18 protein-coding genes are annotated in these 22,439 nt (G+C 39.7%); 2 read left to right on the top strand and 16 right to left on the bottom strand.

The window, feature by feature from the left end:
- Window positions 1–8 precede the first annotated feature (8 nt).
- The 16 genes from B7723_RS07885 to B7723_RS07810 all read right to left on the bottom strand — a co-directional run bounded on the left by B7723_RS07885 (window position 9) and on the right by B7723_RS07810 (window position 20,188).
- The gene (locus B7723_RS07885) at window positions 9–1,061 is read right to left on the bottom strand and encodes a sugar transferase (RefSeq protein WP_084849934.1); all 1,053 of its coding nucleotides are present in this window, start codon (window positions 1,059–1,061) and stop codon (window positions 9–11) included.
- Between the two features lie 27 nt (window positions 1,062–1,088).
- Window positions 1,089–2,192 carry a UDP-galactopyranose mutase gene (gene glf, locus B7723_RS07880; RefSeq protein WP_084849935.1) on the bottom strand — a complete coding sequence of 368 codons (1,104 nt, stop codon included), beginning with the start codon at window positions 2,190–2,192 and terminating at the stop codon, window positions 1,089–1,091.
- 9 nt (window positions 2,193–2,201) lie between these two features.
- Window positions 2,202–3,614, bottom strand: coding sequence for a flippase (locus B7723_RS07875; RefSeq protein WP_084849936.1), 1,413 nt, complete (start codon window positions 3,612–3,614; stop codon window positions 2,202–2,204).
- Window positions 3,611–4,771: a polysaccharide polymerase gene (locus B7723_RS07870; protein ID WP_084849937.1), complete on the bottom strand. Its 1,161-nt coding sequence runs from the start codon at window positions 4,769–4,771 to the stop codon at window positions 3,611–3,613. Before B7723_RS07870 ends, B7723_RS07875 begins: the two co-directional genes overlap by 4 nt.
- A 38-nt stretch (window positions 4,772–4,809) precedes the next feature.
- The gene (locus B7723_RS07865; protein WP_084849938.1) at window positions 4,810–5,775 is read right to left on the bottom strand and encodes a glycosyltransferase family 2 protein; all 966 of its coding nucleotides are present in this window, start codon (window positions 5,773–5,775) and stop codon (window positions 4,810–4,812) included.
- Between the two features lie 34 nt (window positions 5,776–5,809).
- Window positions 5,810–6,808 carry a Stealth CR1 domain-containing protein gene (locus B7723_RS07860; RefSeq protein ID WP_001033091.1) on the bottom strand — a complete coding sequence of 333 codons (999 nt, stop codon included), beginning with the start codon at window positions 6,806–6,808 and terminating at the stop codon, window positions 5,810–5,812.
- Window positions 6,809–6,810: 2 nt separating this feature from the next.
- On the bottom strand, window positions 6,811–7,968 hold the full coding sequence (locus B7723_RS07855) for a glycosyltransferase family 4 protein (RefSeq protein ID WP_042768969.1): 1,158 nt from the start codon (window positions 7,966–7,968) through the stop codon (window positions 6,811–6,813).
- A 3-nt stretch (window positions 7,969–7,971) separates the two neighbouring features.
- Window positions 7,972–9,144 (bottom strand): beta 1-4 rhamnosyltransferase Cps2T, encoded by a 1,173-nt coding sequence (gene cps2T / locus B7723_RS07850; protein WP_070800128.1) that lies wholly within the window; start codon window positions 9,142–9,144, stop codon window positions 7,972–7,974.
- A gap of 30 nt (window positions 9,145–9,174) precedes the next feature.
- Complete coding sequence (locus B7723_RS07845) at window positions 9,175–10,542, bottom strand: sugar transferase (RefSeq protein ID WP_084849939.1); 1,368 nt, start codon at window positions 10,540–10,542, stop codon at window positions 9,175–9,177.
- A 22-nt stretch (window positions 10,543–10,564) separates the two neighbouring features.
- Window positions 10,565–11,257, bottom strand: a complete 693-nt coding sequence (locus B7723_RS07840) for a tyrosine-protein kinase (RefSeq protein ID WP_007520659.1) — start codon at window positions 11,255–11,257, stop codon at window positions 10,565–10,567.
- A 9-nt stretch (window positions 11,258–11,266) separates the two neighbouring features.
- Window positions 11,267–11,959, bottom strand: a complete 693-nt coding sequence (gene cpsC, locus B7723_RS07835) for a capsular polysaccharide biosynthesis protein CpsC (protein WP_084849940.1) — start codon at window positions 11,957–11,959, stop codon at window positions 11,267–11,269.
- An 8-nt stretch (window positions 11,960–11,967) separates the two neighbouring features.
- Entirely contained in the window at window positions 11,968–12,699 is a 732-nt protein-coding gene (cps4B, locus tag B7723_RS07830; protein ID WP_049479875.1) for a capsular polysaccharide biosynthesis protein Cps4B, read from the bottom strand.
- A gap of 1 nt (window position 12,700) precedes the next feature.
- Window positions 12,701–14,146 (bottom strand): LCP family glycopolymer transferase CpsA, encoded by a 1,446-nt coding sequence (gene cpsA, locus B7723_RS07825; protein WP_000091218.1) that lies wholly within the window; start codon window positions 14,144–14,146, stop codon window positions 12,701–12,703.
- A gap of 184 nt (window positions 14,147–14,330) precedes the next feature.
- Window positions 14,331–16,292 (bottom strand): peptide ABC transporter substrate-binding protein, encoded by a 1,962-nt coding sequence (locus B7723_RS07820; protein WP_084849941.1) that lies wholly within the window; start codon window positions 16,290–16,292, stop codon window positions 14,331–14,333.
- Window positions 16,293–16,440: 148 nt separating this feature from the next.
- A complete protein-coding gene (locus B7723_RS07815) occupies window positions 16,441–18,408 on the bottom strand; it encodes a peptide ABC transporter substrate-binding protein (RefSeq protein WP_084849942.1) in 1,968 nt (655 codons plus the stop codon).
- Window positions 18,409–18,577: 169 nt separating this feature from the next.
- On the bottom strand, window positions 18,578–20,188 hold the full coding sequence (locus B7723_RS07810; protein ID WP_084849943.1) for a glycoside hydrolase family 13 protein: 1,611 nt from the start codon (window positions 20,186–20,188) through the stop codon (window positions 18,578–18,580).
- 152 nt (window positions 20,189–20,340) lie between these two features.
- Here B7723_RS07810 and B7723_RS07805 point away from each other — a divergent pair, with 152 nt between their 5' ends.
- Entirely contained in the window at window positions 20,341–21,825 is a 1,485-nt protein-coding gene (locus B7723_RS07805) for a DUF1846 domain-containing protein (RefSeq protein ID WP_084849944.1), read from the top strand.
- A gap of 94 nt (window positions 21,826–21,919) precedes the next feature.
- A complete protein-coding gene (locus B7723_RS07800) occupies window positions 21,920–22,402 on the top strand; it encodes an S-ribosylhomocysteine lyase (RefSeq protein WP_000032557.1) in 483 nt (160 codons plus the stop codon).
- Window positions 22,403–22,439 lie beyond the last annotated feature (37 nt).

Raw genomic sequence — 22,439 nt, 5'->3', positions numbered from 1 at the left:
TAAGGAATTTACTTCAATTTGGATAAGGCAGCTTTTAAATAGGCTCCGTCTCGAAGAGCAGCTCCAACCTTCCTAGCCTGTTCTGAAAGTTCCTTGTAGTCTTGAAGTGTCAAATCATCTAGTGCTTTTTGGAGGTCGTGTAGAGAATCAACTGCTAGACCACACTGTTTATCCAGAACAAAATGCGCAAGGGCAGACTCTTTCCAAACCACTAGAGGAAAGCCCGAAGCCAAATAAAGAGAAGCCTTGTGTGAATTGTTAAAACGTAGGTAATTTCCGTAAGAACCTTGGCAAGTTTCTGAACTATCACCATCCCACACCAAACCAAAACTACCTTCAAGAGCAGCTGGGAGGTCATCCGGCATAAAGGAACCAAAGTAGGTGGTGTTTTTCAATGCACGACTTTCATCATAGCCCACTCCATACAAGTTATAGGCTGGTTGTTCTGGTAAATTATAAAGATAACCTGACTTTGCAAGGTTCAAATTTCCAGCTACGATAATAGGTTGGTCTTTTTGAGGAAGAGCTTGTACCTCAAAGTTAGGAATCAGATAGTCAAAAATCTCCAAGCTAACCATTTTATCTGCTGGCACTCCTTGACCTACCAGCACTTTCTTCATAATCTCGTTATGAACGATAATCCCATCTACTGACGTTAGAGCTTTCTTCTCTTGGAAGTAATTTCTCACTTTATGACGAAATTTCACTTCTGAACCTGCTGCATGACGCAAGGTTTCAATATCATGGATCAAAAGATAGAATTTTGCTCCTCTTTTTTGCGCCTGCTTAATGAGTTGTGAGATGAAAAATGTATGGTGGATAATAGGGAACTGAATCACCAATTCATCTCCGGCTCCCAACTGATCAAACACAGACTTGGTCGCACGATATTTGTGTTGTTGAGCTTTAAAGAAATTCATCTTATACCAATTCTCAACCTTGAGCTCCAAGCCCTCATAACCCTCTGAGATTAGAATAGCTTCCACGTCATTTCGTGCCTTACTCCCTGCATTCTTTTCGTGTGCATTATGCAGAAATGAATCCTTCAGATAATATTTCACCTTTTCTCCCCTTTATCTGTGATGTTCTTAGATACTCCCTAGTTCTTCTTCTACCACATCCAATGCGCGTTCAACAGTCACGTGCATATCATAGTATTTATAATCTGCCAAACGCCCACAGAAGATCACGCGCCCATTTTTCTCAGCTTCTGCTAGATACTGCTCATAAATAGCATTGTTTTTGGCATCATTGATTGGATAGTAAGGTTCATCTCCTCTTTTCCAATCTGCTGGATATTCTCGAGTAATAACCGTCTTGTCCTGAGTCCCAAACTCAAAATGTTTGTGTTCGATGATTCGCGTATAGGGAATATCTCGCTCAGTATAGTTGACTACAGCATTTCCTTGATAATTTTCTTGGTCCAGAATCTCATGCTCAAAACGGAGACTGCGATACTCAAGTTCACCAAATTTATAGTCAAAGAACTGATCAATCATCCCTGTGAAGACAATCTTAGTTGCTGAAGCCTCCAAGTTCTCCCGATCTGCAAAGAAATCTGTATTGAGCTCTACTTCGATTCCGTCCAACAACTTTTCGATGATGACATTGTAACCACCAATCGGAATTCCTTGGTAACGGTCATTGAAATAATTGTTATCATAGGTCAATCGAACAGGTAAACGCTTGATGATAAAGGGTGGTAGTTCAGTAGCAGAACGCCCCCATTGCTTTTCGGTGTAGCCCTTGATTAGCTTTTCATAGACATCCATACCAATCAACTTAATGGCTTGTTCCTCTAAGTTTTTAGGCTCAACATCTTGCATGTGTGTCGTCTGCTCAGCAATCTTGTCCTTGACTTCTTGGGGTGTCTTTGTCCCCCACAAAGCATAGAAAGTATTCATGTTAAAAGGCAGATTGTAAAGATGTCCTTGATAGTTGGCAATAGGAGAATTGATGTAATTGTTAAACTCCGCAAACTGATTGACATAATCCCAGACCTTTTTATTAGATGTATGGAAGATGTGAGCTCCATACTTGTGGACATTGATTCCTTCAATAGATTGGCAATAGATATTCCCACCAATGTGTTCTCGTTTGTCAATCACCTTCACCTTCTTGCCGCGTTTGTTAGCTTCGTAGGCAAAGATCGCACCTGACAAGCCAGCACCGACAATCAAATAATCGTACATAAAATCTCCTTATTTCTTTAAAACACTTTTTAGTTCTTGAAAATCCAAGACACGTAAGAGCAAAACCAAGCCACCATAGACTAGGAAGCCAAGGGCAGCATAAATCAAGACATTCACAACAGACGAGAAGTGCATGAAAGCTTGTGCAGAATACAGGGCGCCGTACATCAGTAGTGCTGCTAGAAGTATTTTTAACATGGACGGTAGAATCTTGACCTCTTTTAGATACGAACGTGTAAAGTAGAGTTGGATCAGCCAGACCAAACCTTCAGTCGCAACAGATACAATTGAAGCTCCAATATAGCCCAGAGGCGGGATCAAGAGGAGATTCAAGCCCACACTAAAAACAGCTGGAATAGTTGTTGATAGCATAAATTCACGATTCTTATTGTGAGGAATCAAGATTTGAATTCCCATTATATTGGTCCAGCCAATAAAGAACATTCTAAAGACCATGACGGCAATCGCATAGCGAGCATCTTGGAAGTCTTGCCCCAGGAAAAAATTAACAAAATCTTTGTTAACAATCAAAATCCCCGCAATCATTGGAAAGATAACCAAGTTATACACTAAGAAAGACATTTCATGTAGCTTGTTAACCGCCTTTTGATTGCCTGATGAAAGGAGATTAGAGACCCGAGGCAACATAACACTACCAAGCGACGTTACCAAGGTCAATAAAATATTCAATAATTTCAAGGCTTGATCATAGATCCCGACATCCTTGGTCGAAGACAAGGCACCCAACATGGTGCGATCTAGCGTGATGTAGAGCGAAATGGCAATCTGTGGCAGAAACAAGAGAATAACTGGTTTGATATGCTCTTTGGCATAGGCTATATCCAGATGCGGCTTGCGAATGTGTTCCCGAGCAGGAAGCCACATACTCAACTGACCTAGTAGATCATAGGCAACCAAGAGGATGATATACAAGTACAAGTCAGATGGTTTCTTAACAAATAGGAATATCGATACAACACCTAGAAGTTTGACCATTGTGTTACGAGCTGTGATTTTTTTGAAATCTTCTAACCCTTGAAAAAGCCAAGAAATATCAAAACCACGAGACAGCAAACTAAAGCCAAGTATATAGGCAATTGGATTGTTCATCGACGGCACAAGCAAGCAGACAACTATATAAAGCGTAACCGCTAAACAGGTTGAAAGGACTTGTAAACTGTAAATACCCCAGAAGGTCTTTTCGACTTCCTTACGATGGCCGGAAATTTCCTTTGTCCCATAATTGGCCACCCCAAGTGTCGCTAAGAGTAAAAAGTAAGTTACTATTGAGTTGTAGTACCCATAGGAACCTAAGTCATTGGATGAGAAAACCCGAGTGATGTAAGGTGTTGTAATCACAGGTAAGACGATGACAAGTAACTGATAGGACAGATTGTACAAATAATTTTTTAAAACTCTCACACAGCTTCCCTCATATCAGATTTTTCCTCTTTAAATTCCATCGCTGGAATAGTAGCAAAAAGAAGGAACATAAAGATATTGTATGATGGACGAACCCAGAAGGCCTCAAACATACAGTTGACTGCTATTAAGGATAAGGCCGTCAATAGCAAATAATTCTTTTTGCGATAAAATGACCAAGACCTAACTATGTATAACACGACCAATAAGAGAACTGGAATCATCCCATAGGTAAAGAGCATCTGAACGTAGGAAGAGTCTACATAGTCGTAGCTCAAAACGGATTCTGTACGCCCCCCATAACCGATAAATGATATGCCCCGAATCCCAAACCACTGCACTGCATATTTTTTTAGTGCCTCATGTCCTAGGTGTAATCTCATACTAAAAAAATTGTTTAGAGCCACATACATTGGATGAGACCAGGTAAATTTAGAAGAGAGATAAATCATTACTGAAGACGCTATACCAGCCGATAAAGGAAGTAAAGCAAAAAGCCGTCGCTGTTTATCATTTCGGAAATAAAAGTACAGAAAAATGAGCGCCATTACAGTAATAGAAGCGGCATTAAGCCTCGCATCGCAATATCGAATAATGAAATAAGCCAGACCAAATCCTAAGGCAGTCCGTAAAATAATGAATTTCTTTCTAAAGATATACGATATAGCTGTATATAGATAAAAACAGTGAGAAGCAAAATCAGTTGGATAAATAAAGCCAAATGAATTTCGAACAACGACTCCCGCAGATCGTGATTGGACAAATTGCAAGTTTGGAATAGCACCAATCACGGCCAAGAACACTATCAATACAATAAAAAACAAGGCTACAACAGAGTATATTTTAAGTACACTTTCCATCTCAGCCTTGTAAAGAAAGACAAGCAGAAACATATACATCAATGCATTAAGGTTCCCAGTCTTATAGTAAACCATGCCCCCAGCAAAAAGAAGAATTGGTGCAAAGATGAGATAGCTTATAGAGTAGTGATGAATATAAGCAAATCGCATAGCAAGTAACAGGACCGCAAAAAAAGGAACTACATTAGGAATATTAGGTAAAACAGGAGCTAACATAGACGTATTGATCATATCTATGGAGACAACCACTATTAAAACTGCTGCAATTAGCAATTTATCACGTTCTAACTTTAACATTTTCTTTTTCCTTTTCTTCTTTCATCCCTAACTCTTACTTAGGATTTTTTTAACTTTTTAAATTGATAATAGAGCCGCGGATACTTAGTAATTAAAACATAGAGGATCCTACGTTTCTTGCTAACTCTAGCATTCTTCAAGACAAGAGGCAAATAAGGCCTGGTTTTCTCCTGAAGTCTCTTGAATTCTACCGAATCCCCATCCTTAATCATCGTAAAGATAAGAAGACTTCCTGTAAAGAAGCGTGAAATGATAGCTTCTTGGAGTTCTGAACTCTCAGGATAGGTTGCATTCACAACCTCTTTTAAATGATCAATTGCTTCGTAAAACTCGTATTGTTTTGGCGTGAAAGCCGAGGCAGTAATGCTACCAGGTCTATGGTAATAATGGTAAATCGGAAGATGGTACAAGGCCACGGATTGGGCTTGGTTGAGATGCTCACTGATAACATAGAGGTCTTCGTAGATGCGCCCCTTGGGGAAGGGAGCTTTCTCAAGAAGTTCTTTCCGATAGAGTTTCCCACAAGCAGAGACCGTTACAAGGTCTCCATAAAGCATCTCAGTCAGAGCCTTTGCCTTGTCATAGACCTTAACTTGGTCTAAATCAAGCTGATCCAAGTGAAAATTTTGAAAACGATGATAGTGAGCTGTTGGCTCTACTTTGCCACTCACCATATCTGCTTGGGTACGACTTTGTAGCTCTGCTAGCAGTTCCAAGGCGCAGGGTTCCAGATAGTCGTCTGGATCTAGGAAAGTAATCCAGTCACCCTTGGCTTTCAAGACCCCATAGTTCCGAGCATCAGACAAGCCACCGTTGACCTTATGGTAGCTAGTCACCCAATCATATTGCTGGGCATACTGGTCACACAAGTGTCCTGAGCCATCACTCGAGCCGTCATCAATCAAGAGGACTTCCATATCCTTGTAAGTCTGATGTTCCAAACTCTCCATGGCATAATGAAGGTAGTCCTCCACATTATAAACAGGCACAATTACCGAAATCATATTTTCTTTTCTTTCTCTTACTTAGTTTTACAGTTTAAATCTCAAATGAACTTCTATCTGGAAGCAGTTGATCCATAGCCTTGATAAAGTCTGTCATCACCTGCTCCTCGTCTTGAATGTTAAATCCATCATTGATACACATAATTTGGTATTTGCCAGAATTTAGTATCTTCCAAAAATCTGGTCCGGCATTATCCAAAGAAAAGAGTCCTCCCAACTTAGGATTTCCGATAGCGTATTTACCACTGGCAATCTGCCAATACTTAAAGAGCCAAACATTGGTATCAGAAGGATTTCTAAAGCGACTAGCCGAGGTTCTTTCCAAGACAGCTTTTTCCTTTTCCCATACCAAGTTCATCGTTGATCTTAGTAGAGGATAGGGCAGATGACTCTCCCAGAAACCACAGATAAACTGACTATTTCTGTATAGTAGCGACTTAACGATACTTTTTAATCCCTGCTTTGGATCAAAGAATTGGCCATTCTTCAAAATTTCATTTCGACTGAAATAGCTAGTGACAATCTCCATGTCATTTATCTGAAAATTCCCCGTCCCATATCTTTCAGGAATAATCGGTGAAAGAGCCGTATTATATTTAGGTAAACCATCCTCTGAGAAAAAATCTGTCGGCTCGACTGGAGCTGTCAAATACATATCGTCATTAAAAAAAACAAAATGCTCTGAGAGACCAGGGATTCGATGGATGTTACTTTCGATAGGATTGGCAGAAAAAACTGGCAGGTAGTCATTACAGATAATCTCTGTATGATCTACCAACACCAATTTTTCACTATTTATATCTAACCAGCTTGGCTTTTGCTGGTCGGTCACGAGGTAGACCTTATTGACCCAAGGAGCAAATTTTTCAACTCCTCTAAACCAATATTTAAAGGTCCCCCATTCTCGGTAAGCCTTGACTGAATTCATACTCTGTTTAGAAGTATTAACCGAGCCATCATAGCTTGATTTTTTTTCTTGCCACACAGGATCATTCCCATCAACCCAAGTAACAACAAAATCTATTTTATTCATAACTAATCTTTTCTATCTGTTTTATACAACTCCGAAAAGTTCTTGATGTAACTCTCCAAAGAAAACAGCTCTTTTTGTCTCTGATATCCTACTCGCCCAAATTTTTCTCTTTTTTCAGAACTATCTAGTAAGAGAGAAATGGCATTAGAAAGTTCTTGAGGACGATTTGGTTTGACTAAGCAACCACTTTTGTCATCTACTACCATTTCAGCTATTCCCCCATTGTTATAACCAACAACTGGTTTTGAACAAGCCATAGCTTCTAGGACTACTGTAGGTAGGGAATCAGGTTTTATACTTGGTAAGACAAAGATATCAAACATATTATAAAGTTCAGAAGTCTTATCGTAGTAATCAATACGATGAATTTGTGACACAACAGATGAAGAAGCTATTCTCTTATCTAGTTCTTCTAAGCGCCATTCTTCACCAGGAAAAACACCTCCAGCTAGGAAAGCCACCGCTTGCTCATTCTTTTCCAAAAGTGGCTCGACTGCTTCTATGAAATCATTTTGTCCTTTGATAGCATTGACCCGACCAATCATGCCAATCACAAGTGCATCTTGCGCAATGTCAAATTTTTCACGAATAGAAGACGCATCCATTGGATAATAGACAGCATTATCGACACCGTTATAAATCACTTCCACTTGGCTATCTTTGATAAAGGGAGACTGCTTGATATGATTAGCGACCGCTTGGGACACCGTCACAATCTTGTCTGCATATCGTCCCATGAGCATATTGATAAAGTCAGAAATAGCTTTGGGTTTGACGATAATCTCATGAACATGCCAAATCAAAGGCAGCTTGAGCTTGCGTTTCAAATAGATGCCCTCCAAAACAGCCGCTGTATTATTGTGAACCATATCTATACTGTGTTCTCGAGCATAGAGGGCGATTTGCTTAGCATAGAAATTATAAGAGCGAATATAGTCGGCAATGCCCTTAGGATTAAAGTATTTTCTACGTAAAATCGGATAATCCAACACACTGACCTGAGCCCCAACTTGGCGCAAAGCCTCGACTAAAACACCGTCATTTGGCAAGATGACGTGAGCTTCAAATTCTTTGGAATCCAATCCTTTGATCAATTCCAATAAAACCTTATCTGCTCCATACATTTCTGCACCAGCATGCAAGTATAAAATCCGTTTCATTCCCTATCCTTTAAACATTTCTTCATAATCTGACACAATCTTTTCCCATGTGAAAGCTGAGAGGATTCTTTCGCTTGACTTGAAATCCAAGTCAGTTATTGCTGCCTGATCAAATCCTTCTACTTCCTCAATGACACGAGTCAACTCATCTTTTTTCCAATAAATGGCCCCGTCTTCACCAACCTCACGGTTAAAGCCAACATCTAGCAACAAATTCAGTTTTGTAGATGCTAAAGCTTCCAGCAGAGAAGGGTTGGTTCCTCCAACCTCATGTCCATGGAAATAGGCAAAGGCATGCTCACGAATATACTTGAGCAACTCTTGGTCATAGACAGTCCCAACAAATTTAACCCTAGGATCTTTATCAAAACCAGTATCCTGTAACAACTGGTCGTAAAATTTATTCTGCTCCACATTTGTGATGAGGACAAAGTCCTTCTTGGACTTGGACTTGATAAATTCACGAATCATGGCTTCGTAGTTGTTTTCAGGAACGAATCGTCCCACTACTAGATAATAGCCATTTTCGCTAACTCCTTTTTCCTGATACCAATCCCGAACTTTGGCATCTTCTGCTTTCAGGATTGAAGGAGTAGTATCCGTTCCATAGGCAATATAGGTGGTCTTTGGTTGGTACTGCTTATAATCCTCTTGGATATATTTTTCAATGTTTTTACTGTCACAGACCAGTAAATCTGCATGTTTGACCATGAGCTGCTCTGAAAATTTCCAGTACTTACGAACTGGAAGGCTCCATTTTGCTCGCAACCATTCATGACCATCAGGGTTTACCAGCAAAGAGCCACCAATGGCACGAATTTTTTTCTTAAGTCCAGAAATAAAAGGACCGATGCGACAAGCTAGAATATAAAAAATGGGAGCCTCGTCCTTGTTTTCCTTAGCCAATTCAATAGCCTTGTTGATCGCTGCGATATCGTAAGCAATAGCACGAGCTGGTCCGATATTGGGTACATCGATGTTGAAGCAAATGGCTCCATTGTGCTCAAACTGATCTTCCGTAATACCAGACTTGGCTGAATTTTCACGCATACAAGCAACATAGTATTGTATGTTGCTGTCTTTTTGATATTCGGTTAATTTTTCAACAAAGGTTTCAAATCCTCCATACTTAGCAGGAATCCCCTTTGAACCAATAATATAAACTGACTGTTTCATTTCTCTCCTAACAGGACTGAAGGGCAGAAATTACTTCGCCCCTTCCCTCATAAAGACCACTTTAACGGTCTTTAACAATATTTCAATATCTTTCCAGATTGTCCAGTCATCAATGTAAGCTACATCTAATTTGACAACTTCATCGAAATTTTTGATTTCACTTCGTCCACTAACCTGCCATAAACCAGTAATCCCAGGCTTAAAACTGAGACGACGTTTCTGTTCTGGCGTATACTTTTCATACTCATCAATAGTTGGAGGACGAGTCCCTACTAAACTCATATCCCCAATTAGTACATTCCAAAACTGTGGCAACTCATCCAAACTTGTCTTACGAATGAACCGTCCAATTGGTGTAACACGTGGGTCATTATCCATTTTGAACATCCCCCCCTGCATCGTATTCTGATTCATCAGCTGTTGTTTAATCTCTTCCGCATCTACACGCATAGAACGAAACTTATAAAAAGTAAAGCGACGACCATTTTTTCCAATACGCGTTTGAGAAAAAATGGCCGACCCACCATCTCTTCGAATCAGTGGTACCAATACTAAACCAACTACAGCAAACAGGACAAGTCCAACAATAGCTCCGCAAATATCTACAATTCGTTTGGCAACTACATGACTAGGCTTGTAAAATTTTGTTGAAAAGGTTACAACATTCAAACCTGCCATTTTACGAATTTTTTTATCACTACCCAAATAGTCGTTAAAAGCATTTAGGTTAACTGTCACATCTATTCCCATTGTTTCAAAAAGAGAGATATAATCTTCAATATTATACTCCTCACTAGGCAGATTGATAAAAACCTCATCAACAACTTCATGAGTTGCAAAATTTAAAACATCTTCAACTGGTACTACTTTTAAGTGCTCATGTTGAAAATTAGGCTGATCTAGAACACTAACAGCTTCTAATTCCCATAAAAAATCACTTGATTCTAACAGTTTGTCTATTACCCTCTCTACTCTAGACGTAGCCGTAATCAAGAAAACTTTTTTTCTCCCTTTAAAATTTGGTAATAGAAGTTTCCAATAGCGTTTAATACATAGATTCAATAGATATAGTAACACGGAATGCATTGTTAAAAAGTAGATCATTCCTCGTCTTGAAATACTAAAGCGTTCCTTTAAGAAAAAATTAGAAATACTTATTGCCAATGCAAAGAAAATAATATACTTCGCTATTTTGATAAACTCAGCCAAGTACCCTCTTTTGAAAAAATCTTGTCCATAATCACTAATATAAAAGACAAGATAATGGAGAATGTATAGGATAACCATTGAAGTGTATACAATCTCTGTTTCTTTAACAAAACTGAGTAAGTAAGCTAAAATAATGACAAGAAAACTCTGGAATACTGCCAAAGAAATCTTCAATCCCTTTTCTTCCATAATATCTTCCCTAGGCTATTTATTATTTTTTGCCATAATTCCCATAGTTTCCATATGCTCCATAGGAGCCATATTTTTCGACTGAAGTATTAAATTTATTTAGAACTACTCCTAGAAATGGTTTGCTTGTTTGTTCGAGTTGTTCTTTAGCTTTTTGTACATCGCGACGATTTGTTTCACCAGCCGCAGTCACCAAAACAGAAGCATCACATTTCTGAGTGATGATTGCAGCATCAATAACAACTCCTATTGGTGCGGTATCAACAATGATATAATCAAAATATTTATGCAGAGTATCAATCATAGTTGCAAAATTTTCACTTTGTAGCAGAGCTGTAGGGTTTGGGGATACAGAACCTGCCTGGATAACAAATAAATTTTCAACATTTGTTTCGCATAAACCTTGCGATAAGTCTGTTGTCCCTGATAAATATTCTGTTAACCCTGTAATCTTTTCACGTGATTTAAAAACACCCGACATGACAGAATTACGGATATCCGCATCGATTAACAGTGTCTTATATCCCGCACGCGCGAAAGCCCAAGCAATATTAGTAGAAGTTGTTGATTTCCCTTCACCAGGCTTTACAGATGTAATTGCAATTACTTTTAAGTTATTCCCACTCAGTTGAATATTGGTGCGAAGCGCATTATAGTACTCTTCTGCTTTTCTTGCCTGTTCCAGTTTTTTATGTGCAATCTCTAACGTTGGCATGTTTCTCTCCTATTTCAATTTATCCAAATTTGGAACTACTCCCAATAGTGCAATTTGCATCACGTCCTCAATATCTTCTGGGCGTTTAACTCGTGTATCCAAGAGCTCAACTAGGAGAACTGTGACAACCATTACAACCGCTCCCGCAAGGAATCCAACCAGGGTATTGCGACGAATATTTGGTGAAGATGGCGATGTTGCAGGGCGTGCTTCTTCAAGTGTCGTCACATCTGAAACTCGCGTTACACTGATGATTTTTTGAGCAGCAACCTCTCTCAAAGAGTTGGCAATCCGACTTGCTTCTTCTGGTACGCGATCAGTAACAGAGATAGAGACAATACGTGTATCAACAGGAACTGTCACTTTAATTTTACTAGCAAGACCTTTTGGAGGGAGTTCTAGTTTCAAATCAGTCGCAACCTTCTCTAAAACGTCTTGCGAGAGAATGATTTCACGATAGTCTTTTACCAAGTAAGATCCTGCTTGCAAGTCTTGGTTAGTCAAGCCAGGCTTATCTCCCTGATTACGATTGACCACATAAATTCGGGTCGTACTCGTAAACTCCGGCTTCACAATAAAACTACTGTAGGCAAATGCTACTGTCCCTGTCACGAATGCCACCAAAGCAATTAAAAATTTTCGTTTCCAAAGGATTTTAAGCAAGTGAAATACATCGATTTCCATCATATTTTGTTCTTTCATTTTTTCTCCTAAATCAATTGATCCATTATTATTTTTCGGGGATTATCCTTAAAAAGTTCCTTAGCCTTATCTTCACTGTATTTTTTGGCAATGATATCATAGGCTTCCTCCATATGAGGAGGTCTACCATCTAAGTTGTGCATATCACTTGCTATCACGTGAACCAGATCTCGTTCCAAGAAATACTGCGCTCTCTTTTTCATAAATTTATAGGTTTCTCCAAAGAGTTTTGGTTTCAAAACATGAGAACTATTAACCTGAGTATAACATCCCATATCAATCAGTTCTCGCACGCGCTTTTCATTGTTTTCTAAAGCATCGTAACGTTCAATGTGGGCAATGACGGGTGTAATACCTAACATTAGAATATCACTCAATCCCTTATGCATATCTCGATAGGCTGTATTCATACTAAACTCAATCAAAGCATAGCGACTATCGTTAAGGGTTGGGATTAATTTCTTTTCTAACTTCTCAACAACATCTGGCGTATAGTAGATTTCTGCTCCATAGGCAATGATTAAGTCATCCGCAACTTCCTTAGCCATTTCTCGCACCTTCAGAAAATTGGTTGCGATTTTTTCTTCAGGAGTTTCGAACATCCCTTTTCGTCTATGCGAAGTGGAAACAATTGTTCTCACTCCTTGACTATACGCCTCTCTAAGTAGTTTTTTACTCTCCTCTATTGACTTTGGACCATCATCCACATCAAAAACGATGTGCGAATGGATATCTATCATGCTACTTGCCCTCCATCACATCATTGATAGCAGCTTTAGCAGCAGCTAAACTACTATCGTCAATTTCCATCATGTAGAGGTTACTATCTGGCATAGCATAGGATGGAAGATCTGTTCTACCCGTTCCTTTCAAGTCTTGAGAATTAACCTTATACTTACCACCACTATCCAGCTGGGTATTGACCAAATCCATCATGGTTTCTAGCGGCATATTGGTTTGCAAAGAGTCTTGTAATCCTTTGATGATGTTATCGTAGTTTTTTAAAGCCTCAGTTGACGTCAACTTCTGAATAATAGCAACAATGACCTTTTGCTGGTTCCGACCACGGTCACGGTCTCCATCTGCTAAAGAGTAGCGTTCGCGGACAAAGCCAAGGGCCTGTTCCGAATCTAGATGAACATTTCCTACAGGAAAATGGTACTTACCATGCAAAGAAGTGAAATCCTGATCATTATAGACATCAACGCCACCTAAAAGGTCAATCAACTTCAAGAAAGAGGTAAAGTTCAAACGAACATAGTAATTGATATCAACCCCGTATAAGTTTTCCAAAGTATGAATTGACGAGTCCACTCCATAGATTCCAGCGTGGGTCAATTTATCCTTTTGATTGTTTCCTCCATCCGCAATCGGAACATAGGAATCTCGAGGCGTTGTAGTCAGAAGAATTTTCTTGGTATCTCGATTCACAGTCATTAGAATATTCACATCAGAACGAGATACTGAACTAATCGGTCCATAGGTATCAATTCCACTGACATAAATGTTAAATGTCTGATTTTTAGATACCTTTGGTGCCGCAACATCCTTGGTTAGTTTTTTTGTATAGATTTTTTTAATTTTCGAAGCATAATCTGGATACTCTGCTTCGATGATGTTTTCAAAAACACTATTTAAGACAATTGCTTTCGTTTCGCCAGAAAGCAGACTCTTATAAGCTGCTAGATAAGAAGTACTCTGTTCAACTGTCAAGTCTTTACTCTGTGTCGTCTTAATATCCGCCACCAACTTTTGGATATTATCATTATCTGTTTCAGTCGGACCTGTTACACTATCCAACTGGGTCACATTATTGATTTCACTATCTTTCAAAACGACCACACTCATCGAATACTCTGAATAGTTTGATGTCGCATTGATGTGATTGGTCAACCCTACAAACTGATGAAGTGCAAAGAGTGAGACAGAACTGACTAGTACAGCAAGCGTCAAAAAGAAAACCGTGAATTTCTCGGCTTTTTTATAAACTATCAGTAGAGTTGCAATTACAATAGAAATTAGAATTAAAATCGTAGCCAGAATATTGAGATATCTAAAGGCCAGGATATTATGTTTAAAAATCAAGAACAACAAAAAACCACTCAATAAAAAATAAATGGCTAATAAGAATATATTAATATTTCGCTTCGCATTCCCTAAACGAGCTCTCTTTGAGCGTCTACTCATAATAATCTCCTAAACCTTCATAATTAAAACCATTATATCATAAACCAACAATAAATGCCATTCATTCATTATAGTTAAGCGTTTTTATTTATACCTTTTTTCCAAAAAAATTTAGGTCATTTACTCGTTTTTAGTTTAACGGATACAAAAACAAGGCTCCTGAATAGGAAACCTTGTTCTCATCTTATTTTACGTGGTTTTCAAACTCTTTTTGGCTCTTTTCGATAGTTTTTTTACTTTCTGCTTCCCACTTAGCCTTGGCTTCATCAAATTGTTTCTTGGTAACAGGGTCTTTTTGCAATCTCATGTACTTATAATTATTTCCGTCACCCTTGATTCCCACTAGGGAGTAGGCACGTGTAAACGGAGTTACTTTGGTTACAGAGGCTGTACCACCATTTGACATAGCAGACATGACTAGAGAATTGTCAATCATCCAAGCTTGCGCTTCAGCGTATTTTTCATAACGCTTAGCGACATCTTTGTTCTCAGCATCTGCTTCTTTCAAGAGTTGTGTATAGGTATCGAGTCCCAAACTCTTAATAAGCTCTTGGTCTTCCTTGGCATCAAGACCAAAAATCTTGAGATAGAAGCCAGTTTCAGCATTGAAGGGATCTAGATAAGTTGATGGATCCTGGTAATCACCAACCCAACCATCAAAGTTTAGGTCGTAGTCACGAGCTGCTGGATTTGGTGCTAGGAAAGCAACATTTCCAAAGTCATCTGTAGAAAGCTGTTGAACATCAATGACGATATTGTCAGAACCTAGTACTGTTTCAAGGGTTTGTTTAACCGAGTTCATACCAGAAACCGCATTTTTATTCGTCTGATCAACAGGGACATCCAAATGGATTGGGAAAGTCACGCCTTGGGCTTCTAATTCCTTTTTAGCTTCCGCAAATTTTGCTTGGGCCTTTTCCTTGTTAAAGTAGGCATCTTGAGCATCTGCCAAATTGATATCTGACCAATCAGTTCCGTAGTTCACAAGCTTAGAAGCTGTTACTTCTCCAAAGGTCTTATCTCCCACCTGAACAAATGTTGGGGGAACCAGAGTATTACGAAGGGTTTTGCTCGCTGCTTCTTCACCGTTAGATTGAGCAGAGTAGGCTGTTCGATCAATACCAAAGTTGATAGCCTGACGGAAATTTTTATTTAAGATAGCTGTTTGAGTTGATTTCTTTTGTTCGTCCGTTGTTTTAGCGGTATGATTATAGGTTTTGCGGTTGACGTTAAAGTTAAAGTACCAAGATGTCTTGTCTTGCAAGCTATAAACGATATTGTCTTGGTATTTTTCTTTTGTCTTAGCATAGTTCGAACTATTTGGATAGACTCCTGCAATCGAGTAAGCACCACTTTCAAAGTTTCGAATGGTCATCTCCTGATCTGACCCATCAAAGTAAGCTAACTTAACTTTTTCAATGGTTACTTTGTCATGGTCATAATAGTGTGGATTCTTCACATATTCGATCGAAGATTTTGATGTAAAATCTTTTAACAGATAGGGACCATTATAAAGGATACTGTCTGGTGTCAAGGTACCAAAATCTTTATCCTTTGATTTCAAGAACTCTTCGTTGACTGGGAAAAGAATACTATTGGTTGTCTTTGAATTCCAATACGGTTCTGGTCGAGTCAAAGTGTACTCGACTGTGTAATCATCCAAGGCTTTGACACCAACAGTTGAAAAATCATTAGTCACACCCGTCACATAGTCATTCAATCCCTTGATTGAATTTTGGATCAGATCCATGGCTTGCCCCTTGTTGTCAGCGGCATATTTGATTCCAGTGACAAAATCCTGAGCTTTAACTGAAGCATATTCCTCACCATCAGCCGTATACCACTTGGCATCTTTTCTAAGCTTGTAAGTATAGGTCAAACCATCTGATGAAACAGACCAATCCTCCGCAAGAGCAGGTACGAGGTTCCCATAGCTGTCATTTTCTAACAAACCATCTACGAGATTGGTAATAACGGCAGTGTTATCCGCATAATAATCTAGAAGATAGTTAAAAGTTGTTGGATTTGCACTAAATGTTGATGAATAAGTGCTAGTATCTGTGTTGGACTGTCCACATGCCGAGAGCAAAATCCCTGTCGCTAAGACAAGACCTGTCCCGATTAGTCTTTTTTTCATTTTGATCATCATTCACTCCTTTATGTCACTTTTTATAACATAACCACATTTTATCAAATTTATTCAAAAATGTAAAGTTACTGCTTTTATGACAACTGGTGTCTCAAAACAAAAAAAGGAAGCACAGTTTCCTGTAACTTCCTTTTCTATTTATAGATTACTTGACGTGTTTTTCAAGTTCTTTTTGGTATTTGGCATTTGTCTCGATTTTTTCTTGTTGCCATTTCTTGAAGGCTTCTTCGTATTCTTTTGCAGTCACAACGTCATTTTGCAACTCCAAACCTTTGAACACAAATGGGTCTCCCTTGATCCCGACTTGAGAGTAAGCTTTTGTAAATGGTACAGTACGGCTAACCGTTGGAGAACCACCTGAAGAAGCAACTGGGATTAAAAGTGAACTATCCGATACCCAAGCTTGAGCTTTAGCATATTTTTCATAACGCTTGTTAAGGTCGCTGGTTTCAGCTGCAGCATCATCCAAGAGTTTCTTGTATTCGTCCAGTCCAACTTGAGCCATCACTTCTGGATCATTTCCGCGCTTGATCCCCAAGTGTTTAAGGGCAGAACCCTTCTTAGCATCAAGAATGTTGAGGTAGGTAGCTGGGTCTTGATAGTCTGGTCCCCAACCAGTTCCGTTCAAGTCATAGTCTTTTTGGGATGGAACCTTGGCTTGAGATGTAATGCTCATTTTCTCATTATCGGTCATTTGAAGGACATCAACAATGACATTTTCAGTACCAAGTGATGATTCGATAGACTGCTTGAGTGAGTTAGTTTGTTGAACCGCGATTACATCTGTTTGTTCAACGGGGATATCCAAATGGATTGGGAAGGTAACACCCTTGGCTTGCAATTCTTCCTTGGCTTTAGCAAAGGCTGCCTTAGCTTTTTCAGGACTGTAAATCGTATCCTTGCCATCTGTAAGGGCTACATCTTTCCACTGGTCTCCATATGAAACGAGCTCTGCCTGTGCCAACTCTCCAAAGGTTTTTTCACCCACTTGAACGTAGTCATGAGGCACTAGGCTGTTACGGATAATCTTGTTCGCACCTTCTTCACCATTCAACTGAGCAGTATAAGAATGACGGTCAAGAGCAAAGTTCAGCGCCTGACGGAAGTTCTTGTTGAGAAGAGCTTCTTTCGTTGAAGTTTTTTGAGCCTCGTCTGTTTTGGCTGTTTTATTATAAGATTGGCGGTTTACGTTAACAGTGAGGTAGTAGCTTGTCGCTTCTTGTGGACTGTAAACAATCTTATCTCCGTACTCTTGTTTAGTTGACTCAAAATTTGAACTTGTCGGGAAGAGACGAGCTGTTGTATAGGCACCTTGTGTAAAGCTACGAATCAAGGATTCTTGGTCTGATCCATCGTAGAAAGTTAATTTGACATTGTCAATCTTGACATTATCCTTATCCCAGTAGTTTGGATTCTTTTCATATTCAATGACTGATTTTGAAGTCAATGATTTCAAGAAATAAGGACCATTATATAGGATACCTGATGGGGTTGGTGCACCGTAGTCGCTCCCTTTAGAATTCAAAAATTCTTCATTAACTGGGAGCATGGTTGCAGTTGTGACCTTAGAGTTCCAGAAACTTTCTGGTTTGTTGAGCGTGTATTCTACCGTGTAATCATCAACAGCCTTAACTCCTACGGTAGAGAAATCATTGCTCTCACCACTAACATACTCTGCCAAACCTTTGATAGAATCTTGAATCAAAGAAAGACCATCTGATTTTCCGTCAGCAGCATGTTTAAGCCCAGTAACAAAGTCTTTAGCTTTAACTTCAGCGTATTCTTCTCCATCAGAAGTATACCATTTTACACCCTTACGAAGTTTGTAGGTGTAAGTCAAACCATCCTTTGAAACAGACCAGTCTTCTGCAAGTGATGGAATTAAGTTCCCATACTTATCATTTTCCAAAAGACCATCAACAACGTTTGCTATAACGTCAGAGGTTGAGCTCTTGCTCGTCACACTATAGTCCAAAGAAGATGGATCCATAGCGTAGACATAAGAGAATGTTTTGGGAGCATCCGCTTTCTTTTCACTTTGCCCACAAGCAGTTAACAGTAGGGCTGCACTCAAAACAGCACCTGCTCCTAAGAGCCACTTTTTCGATTTCATAAGTAATCTCCTTAAAGATAGTGTTTTCACCATTATACCCTATTTTTTCATAAAAGCAAGGACTTTCGCCAGATTTTTTAGAAAATTCTAACAAATATTTTTTAAAGTCTTTTCTACATATTTTTCAGCAAAAGAACCCCAAGCATCAAAGGCTTGAGGTTCACTTATTTTAATCCGTTAGTTCCACACAGAAAGCATCCCATGGAGCCAAGGTTTGTTTTTCAACTGCTTCTTTAGCAGTAGTGTTTTCAATCAAGATTGATTTGACTTTTCCTCCTACCGAAAAATCTTGTTTTTCATTGGACAAGTTAGCCACAACTAGGAAACGGCGCTCACCGTCCTTACGGATATAAGCAAAAACCTTATCAGCCGTATCAAGCAATTCAAAATCAGCTCGAATCAACCAGCGATTCTCCTTACGGATTTGAACGAGTTTTTGATAGGTATAGAAAATAGAATCTGGATTTGCCAGTGCTTCTTGAACGTTGATTTCTTCGTAGTTTGGATTAACTGCCAACCAAGGTTGACCTGTTGAGAAACCAGCGTTTTTGCTCTCATCCCACTGCATTGGAGTACGGGCATTGTCACGACCAATGACACGGATACTGTCCATGATTTCTTCTATCGGAACGCCTTTTTCAAGAGCTTCACGCGCATAGTTGAGGGATTCAATATCTTCTACTTGATCCAGTGTTTCAAACGGATAGTTGGTCATTCCAATCTCTTCACCCTGATAAATATAAGGTGTCCCTCTCATAAGATGAAGCAAGATTGCAAAGGCTTTGGCAGATTTTTCACGGTATTCTTGGTCATTTCCCCAGATAGAGACGATACGAGGAAGATCATGGTTGTTCCAGAAGAGGGAATTCCAGCCATCCTCAACTCCTAACTCTGTCTGCCATTTGTTAAAAATCTCTTTTAACTTCCCTACATTTAACTCTTTTTGGTAATGCCACTTAGGTTGCCCTTCCTGATACTGAAGACAGATGTGCTCAAACTGGAAGACCATAGACAATTCTTGTCCCTTTGGATCCGAGTAGAGCTTAGCAATCTCTGGCGTTGCCCCCCATGTTTCCCCTACTGTCAAGAGATTCTTATCTCCAAAGGTGGCTTGGTTCATTTCCTTGAGATAGGGATGGAGCATGGGACCATTATTGACTACCTTCTCGTCAGGAATTTTCCCAATCATGTCAATGACATCCATACGGAAACCACCAATGCCTTTATCAATCCAGAAGTTCATCATCTCATAAATTTTCTGGCGCAGTTTTTCATTCTCCCAGTTGAGATCAGGCTGTTTCTTACTGAAAAAGTGGAGATAATATTGCCCTGACTTTTCATCGTATTCCCAAGCAGATCCACTAAAGATAGACTCCAAATCATTGGGCTCATCTCGCCAGATATAGTAGTCACGCTCAGGGCTATCAGGATTCTCACAAGCCTCGACAAACCAGGCGTGTTCATCCGAGGTATGATTGACCACTAAGTCCATGATAATTCGAATATCACGCTTCTTAGCTTCTGCGATGAGTTGGTCCATATCCTCCATGGTTCCGAAAATAGCTGCAATCGCTTGATAATCAGCAATATCATAGCCATTATCATCCATCGGACTGTCATAAACAGGAGAAAGCCAAATCGCTGTGATTCCTAACTTAGCTAGATAGTCCAACTTACTTGTAATTCCTGGCAAATCACCAATCCCATCTCCGTTGCTGTCCATAAAACTCTTGGGATAGACTTGATAGACTACGGCATTGTGCCACCATTTTTCTTGCATCTTCTTACCTCATTATTTTAATAATCCATAGTCTATGATAGCGCTTTTTAAAACTTTGTGCAAGCGTTTGCCTAATCTTTTTGATTTCTTTTTTGACTCTGTAGTTTCCTATCTTCCAATTTTTTATTATAATAGAGGTCAGAGGTAAAAAAATGAAAAAACAAGCTTTTAGTTCTGAACAATATTTGAATCTACAGCGCGACCACATTTTGGAGCGCATTAACCAATTTGACGGCAAGCTCTACTTGGAGTTTGGTGGCAAAATGTTGGAAGATTTCCACGCTGCTCGAGTCCTTCCTGGTTATGAGCCTGACAATAAAATCAAGCTCTTGCAAGAATTGAAAGAGCAAGTTGAGGTTGTGATCGCCATTAACGCCAGCAACATTGAGCATTCCAAAGCACGTGGTGACTTGGGCATTTCTTATGACCAAGAAGTTCTTCGTTTGATTGACAAATTCAATGAGCTGGGAATTTTTGTTGGTTCGGTTGTCATCACACAATACGCTGGACAACCCACTGCAGATGCCTTCCGCAACCAGTTAGATAAAAACGGGATTGATTCTTATCTTCATTATCCAATCAAAGGATACCCGACGGATATGGATCACATCATTTCTCCAGAAGGTATGGGGAAAAACGACTACATCAAAACCAGTCGTAACTTGATCGTCGTGACAGCTCCTGGACCTGGTTCTGGAAAATTGGCAACTTGTATGTCCAATATGTACCATGACCAACTCAATGGCATCAAGTCTGGTTACGCTAAGTTTGAAACCTTCCCAGTCTGGAACCTGCCCCTTCATCATCCAGTCAACTTGGCCTATGAGGCTGCCACCGCAGACCTTGACGATGTCAATATGATTGACCCTTTCCATCTCCAAACCTACGGAGAAACCACTGTCAATTACAACCGTGATATCGAAATTTTCCCAGTGCTCAAACGTATGTTGGAACGCATTCTCGGTGAATCTCCATACGCTTCTCCAACAGACATGGGTGTCAACATGGTTGGTTTCGCTATTACAGATAATCAGGCTGCTATCGAAGCTTCTAAACAAGAAATCATCCGTCGCTACTACCAGACTGTTCTTGATTTTAAAGCTGAAAAAGTCGGAGAAACTGCTGTCAAGAAGATTGAACTTCTCATGAACGACCTCGGCATCACACCTGCAGACCGTAAGGTTGCTGTCGCTGCACGCCAAAAAGCAGAAGAAACTGGTGGCCCTGCCCTAGCACTTGAATTGCCAAATGGGGAAATCGTGACTGGTAAAAACTCTGAACTCTTTGGTCCTACAGCTGCTGCCTTGATCAATGCTATCAAAAAATCAGCTGACATCGCTAAGGAAGTAAAATTAATCGAGCCTGAAGTCGTCAAACCAATTCAAGGTCTTAAAATCAATCATCTAGGTAGCCGCAATCCTCGCCTCCACTCAAATGAAATTTTGATTGCTCTCGCTATCACCGCTATGGAAAATCCTGACGCTGCGCGTGCCATGGAAGAACTTGGTAATCTCAAAGGAAGCGAAGCCCACTCAACCATCATCTTGACCGATGAAGACAAGAATGTCCTTCGCAAGCTAGGTATCAACGTAACCTTTGATCCTTACTACCAATACGATCGCTTGTATCGCAAATAAAAACTCAAACCTCTCCTTTCTTGGAGAGGTTTTCTCTCTATCTCAAGAGCCAGCTTTATGTTATAATGAAAAAAGAAAACTGAAAGGAACTACCATGTCAAAAGAAGTTATTGTTGAAAGTTTTGAACTTGACCACACCATTGTTAAAGCACCCTATGTTCGCTTGATTGGGGAAGAAACAGGGCCAAAGGGAGATGTCATCTCCAACTTTGATATTCGCTTGGTACAGCCAAATGAGGACTCTATTCCTACCGCTGGCCTTCACACCATTGAGCACCTCTTAGCCAAACTCATCCGTACCCGAATTGACGGGATGATTGACTGTTCGCCGTTTGGCTGCCGTACAGGTTTTCACATGATTATGTGGGGACGCCATACTAGCGCCGAAATTGCAGCTGTTATCAAGGATTCGCTCAAGGAAATCGCTGAGACTACTACTTGGGAAGATGTCCCTGGAACAACCATAGAATCTTGCGGAAACTACAAGGATCACAGCCTCTTTTCTGCTAAAGAATGGGCGAAACTCATCTTGGAACAAGGAATCTCAGATGATGCCTTTGAACGCCATGTCATCTAAACACAAAAGGAACCAGCTTTTAGCTAGTTCCTTCTTT

Origin of the sequence: Streptococcus oralis subsp. oralis, from assembly GCF_002096435.1 — a bacterium.
Taxonomy (GTDB): Bacteria; Bacillota; Bacilli; order Lactobacillales; family Streptococcaceae; genus Streptococcus; species Streptococcus oralis_AA.
This window is presented reverse-complemented; position numbering and strand designations above follow the sequence as displayed.

What these genes read in the sequence shown, in the direction of transcription:
- glf (WP_084849935.1), bottom strand. Translation starts at nt 2,192, where the DNA reads ATGTACGATTATTTGATTGTCGGTGCTGGCTTGTCAGGTGCGATCTTT.
- B7723_RS07870 (WP_084849937.1), bottom strand. Translation starts at nt 4,771, where the DNA reads ATGTTAAAGTTAGAACGTGATAAATTGCTAATTGCAGCAGTTTTAATA.
- B7723_RS07865 (WP_084849938.1), bottom strand. Translation starts at nt 5,775, where the DNA reads ATGATTTCGGTAATTGTGCCTGTTTATAATGTGGAGGACTACCTTCAT.
- B7723_RS07860 (WP_001033091.1), bottom strand. Translation starts at nt 6,808, where the DNA reads ATGAATAAAATAGATTTTGTTGTTACTTGGGTTGATGGGAATGATCCT.
- B7723_RS07855 (WP_042768969.1), bottom strand. Translation starts at nt 7,968, where the DNA reads ATGAAACGGATTTTATACTTGCATGCTGGTGCAGAAATGTATGGAGCA.
- cps2T (WP_070800128.1), bottom strand. Translation starts at nt 9,144, where the DNA reads ATGAAACAGTCAGTTTATATTATTGGTTCAAAGGGGATTCCTGCTAAG.
- B7723_RS07845 (WP_084849939.1), bottom strand. Translation starts at nt 10,542, where the DNA reads ATGGAAGAAAAGGGATTGAAGATTTCTTTGGCAGTATTCCAGAGTTTT.
- B7723_RS07840 (WP_007520659.1), bottom strand. Translation starts at nt 11,257, where the DNA reads ATGCCAACGTTAGAGATTGCACATAAAAAACTGGAACAGGCAAGAAAA.
- cpsC (WP_084849940.1), bottom strand. Translation starts at nt 11,959, where the DNA reads ATGAAAGAACAAAATATGATGGAAATCGATGTATTTCACTTGCTTAAA.
- cps4B (WP_049479875.1), bottom strand. Translation starts at nt 12,699, where the DNA reads ATGATAGATATCCATTCGCACATCGTTTTTGATGTGGATGATGGTCCA.
- cpsA (WP_000091218.1), bottom strand. Translation starts at nt 14,146, where the DNA reads ATGAGTAGACGCTCAAAGAGAGCTCGTTTAGGGAATGCGAAGCGAAAT.
- B7723_RS07820 (WP_084849941.1), bottom strand. Translation starts at nt 16,292, where the DNA reads ATGATCAAAATGAAAAAAAGACTAATCGGGACAGGTCTTGTCTTAGCG.
- B7723_RS07815 (WP_084849942.1), bottom strand. Translation starts at nt 18,408, where the DNA reads ATGAAATCGAAAAAGTGGCTCTTAGGAGCAGGTGCTGTTTTGAGTGCA.
- B7723_RS07810 (WP_084849943.1), bottom strand. Translation starts at nt 20,188, where the DNA reads ATGCAAGAAAAATGGTGGCACAATGCCGTAGTCTATCAAGTCTATCCC.
- B7723_RS07805 (WP_084849944.1), top strand. Translation starts at nt 20,341, where the DNA reads ATGAAAAAACAAGCTTTTAGTTCTGAACAATATTTGAATCTACAGCGC.
- B7723_RS07800 (WP_000032557.1), top strand. Translation starts at nt 21,920, where the DNA reads ATGTCAAAAGAAGTTATTGTTGAAAGTTTTGAACTTGACCACACCATT.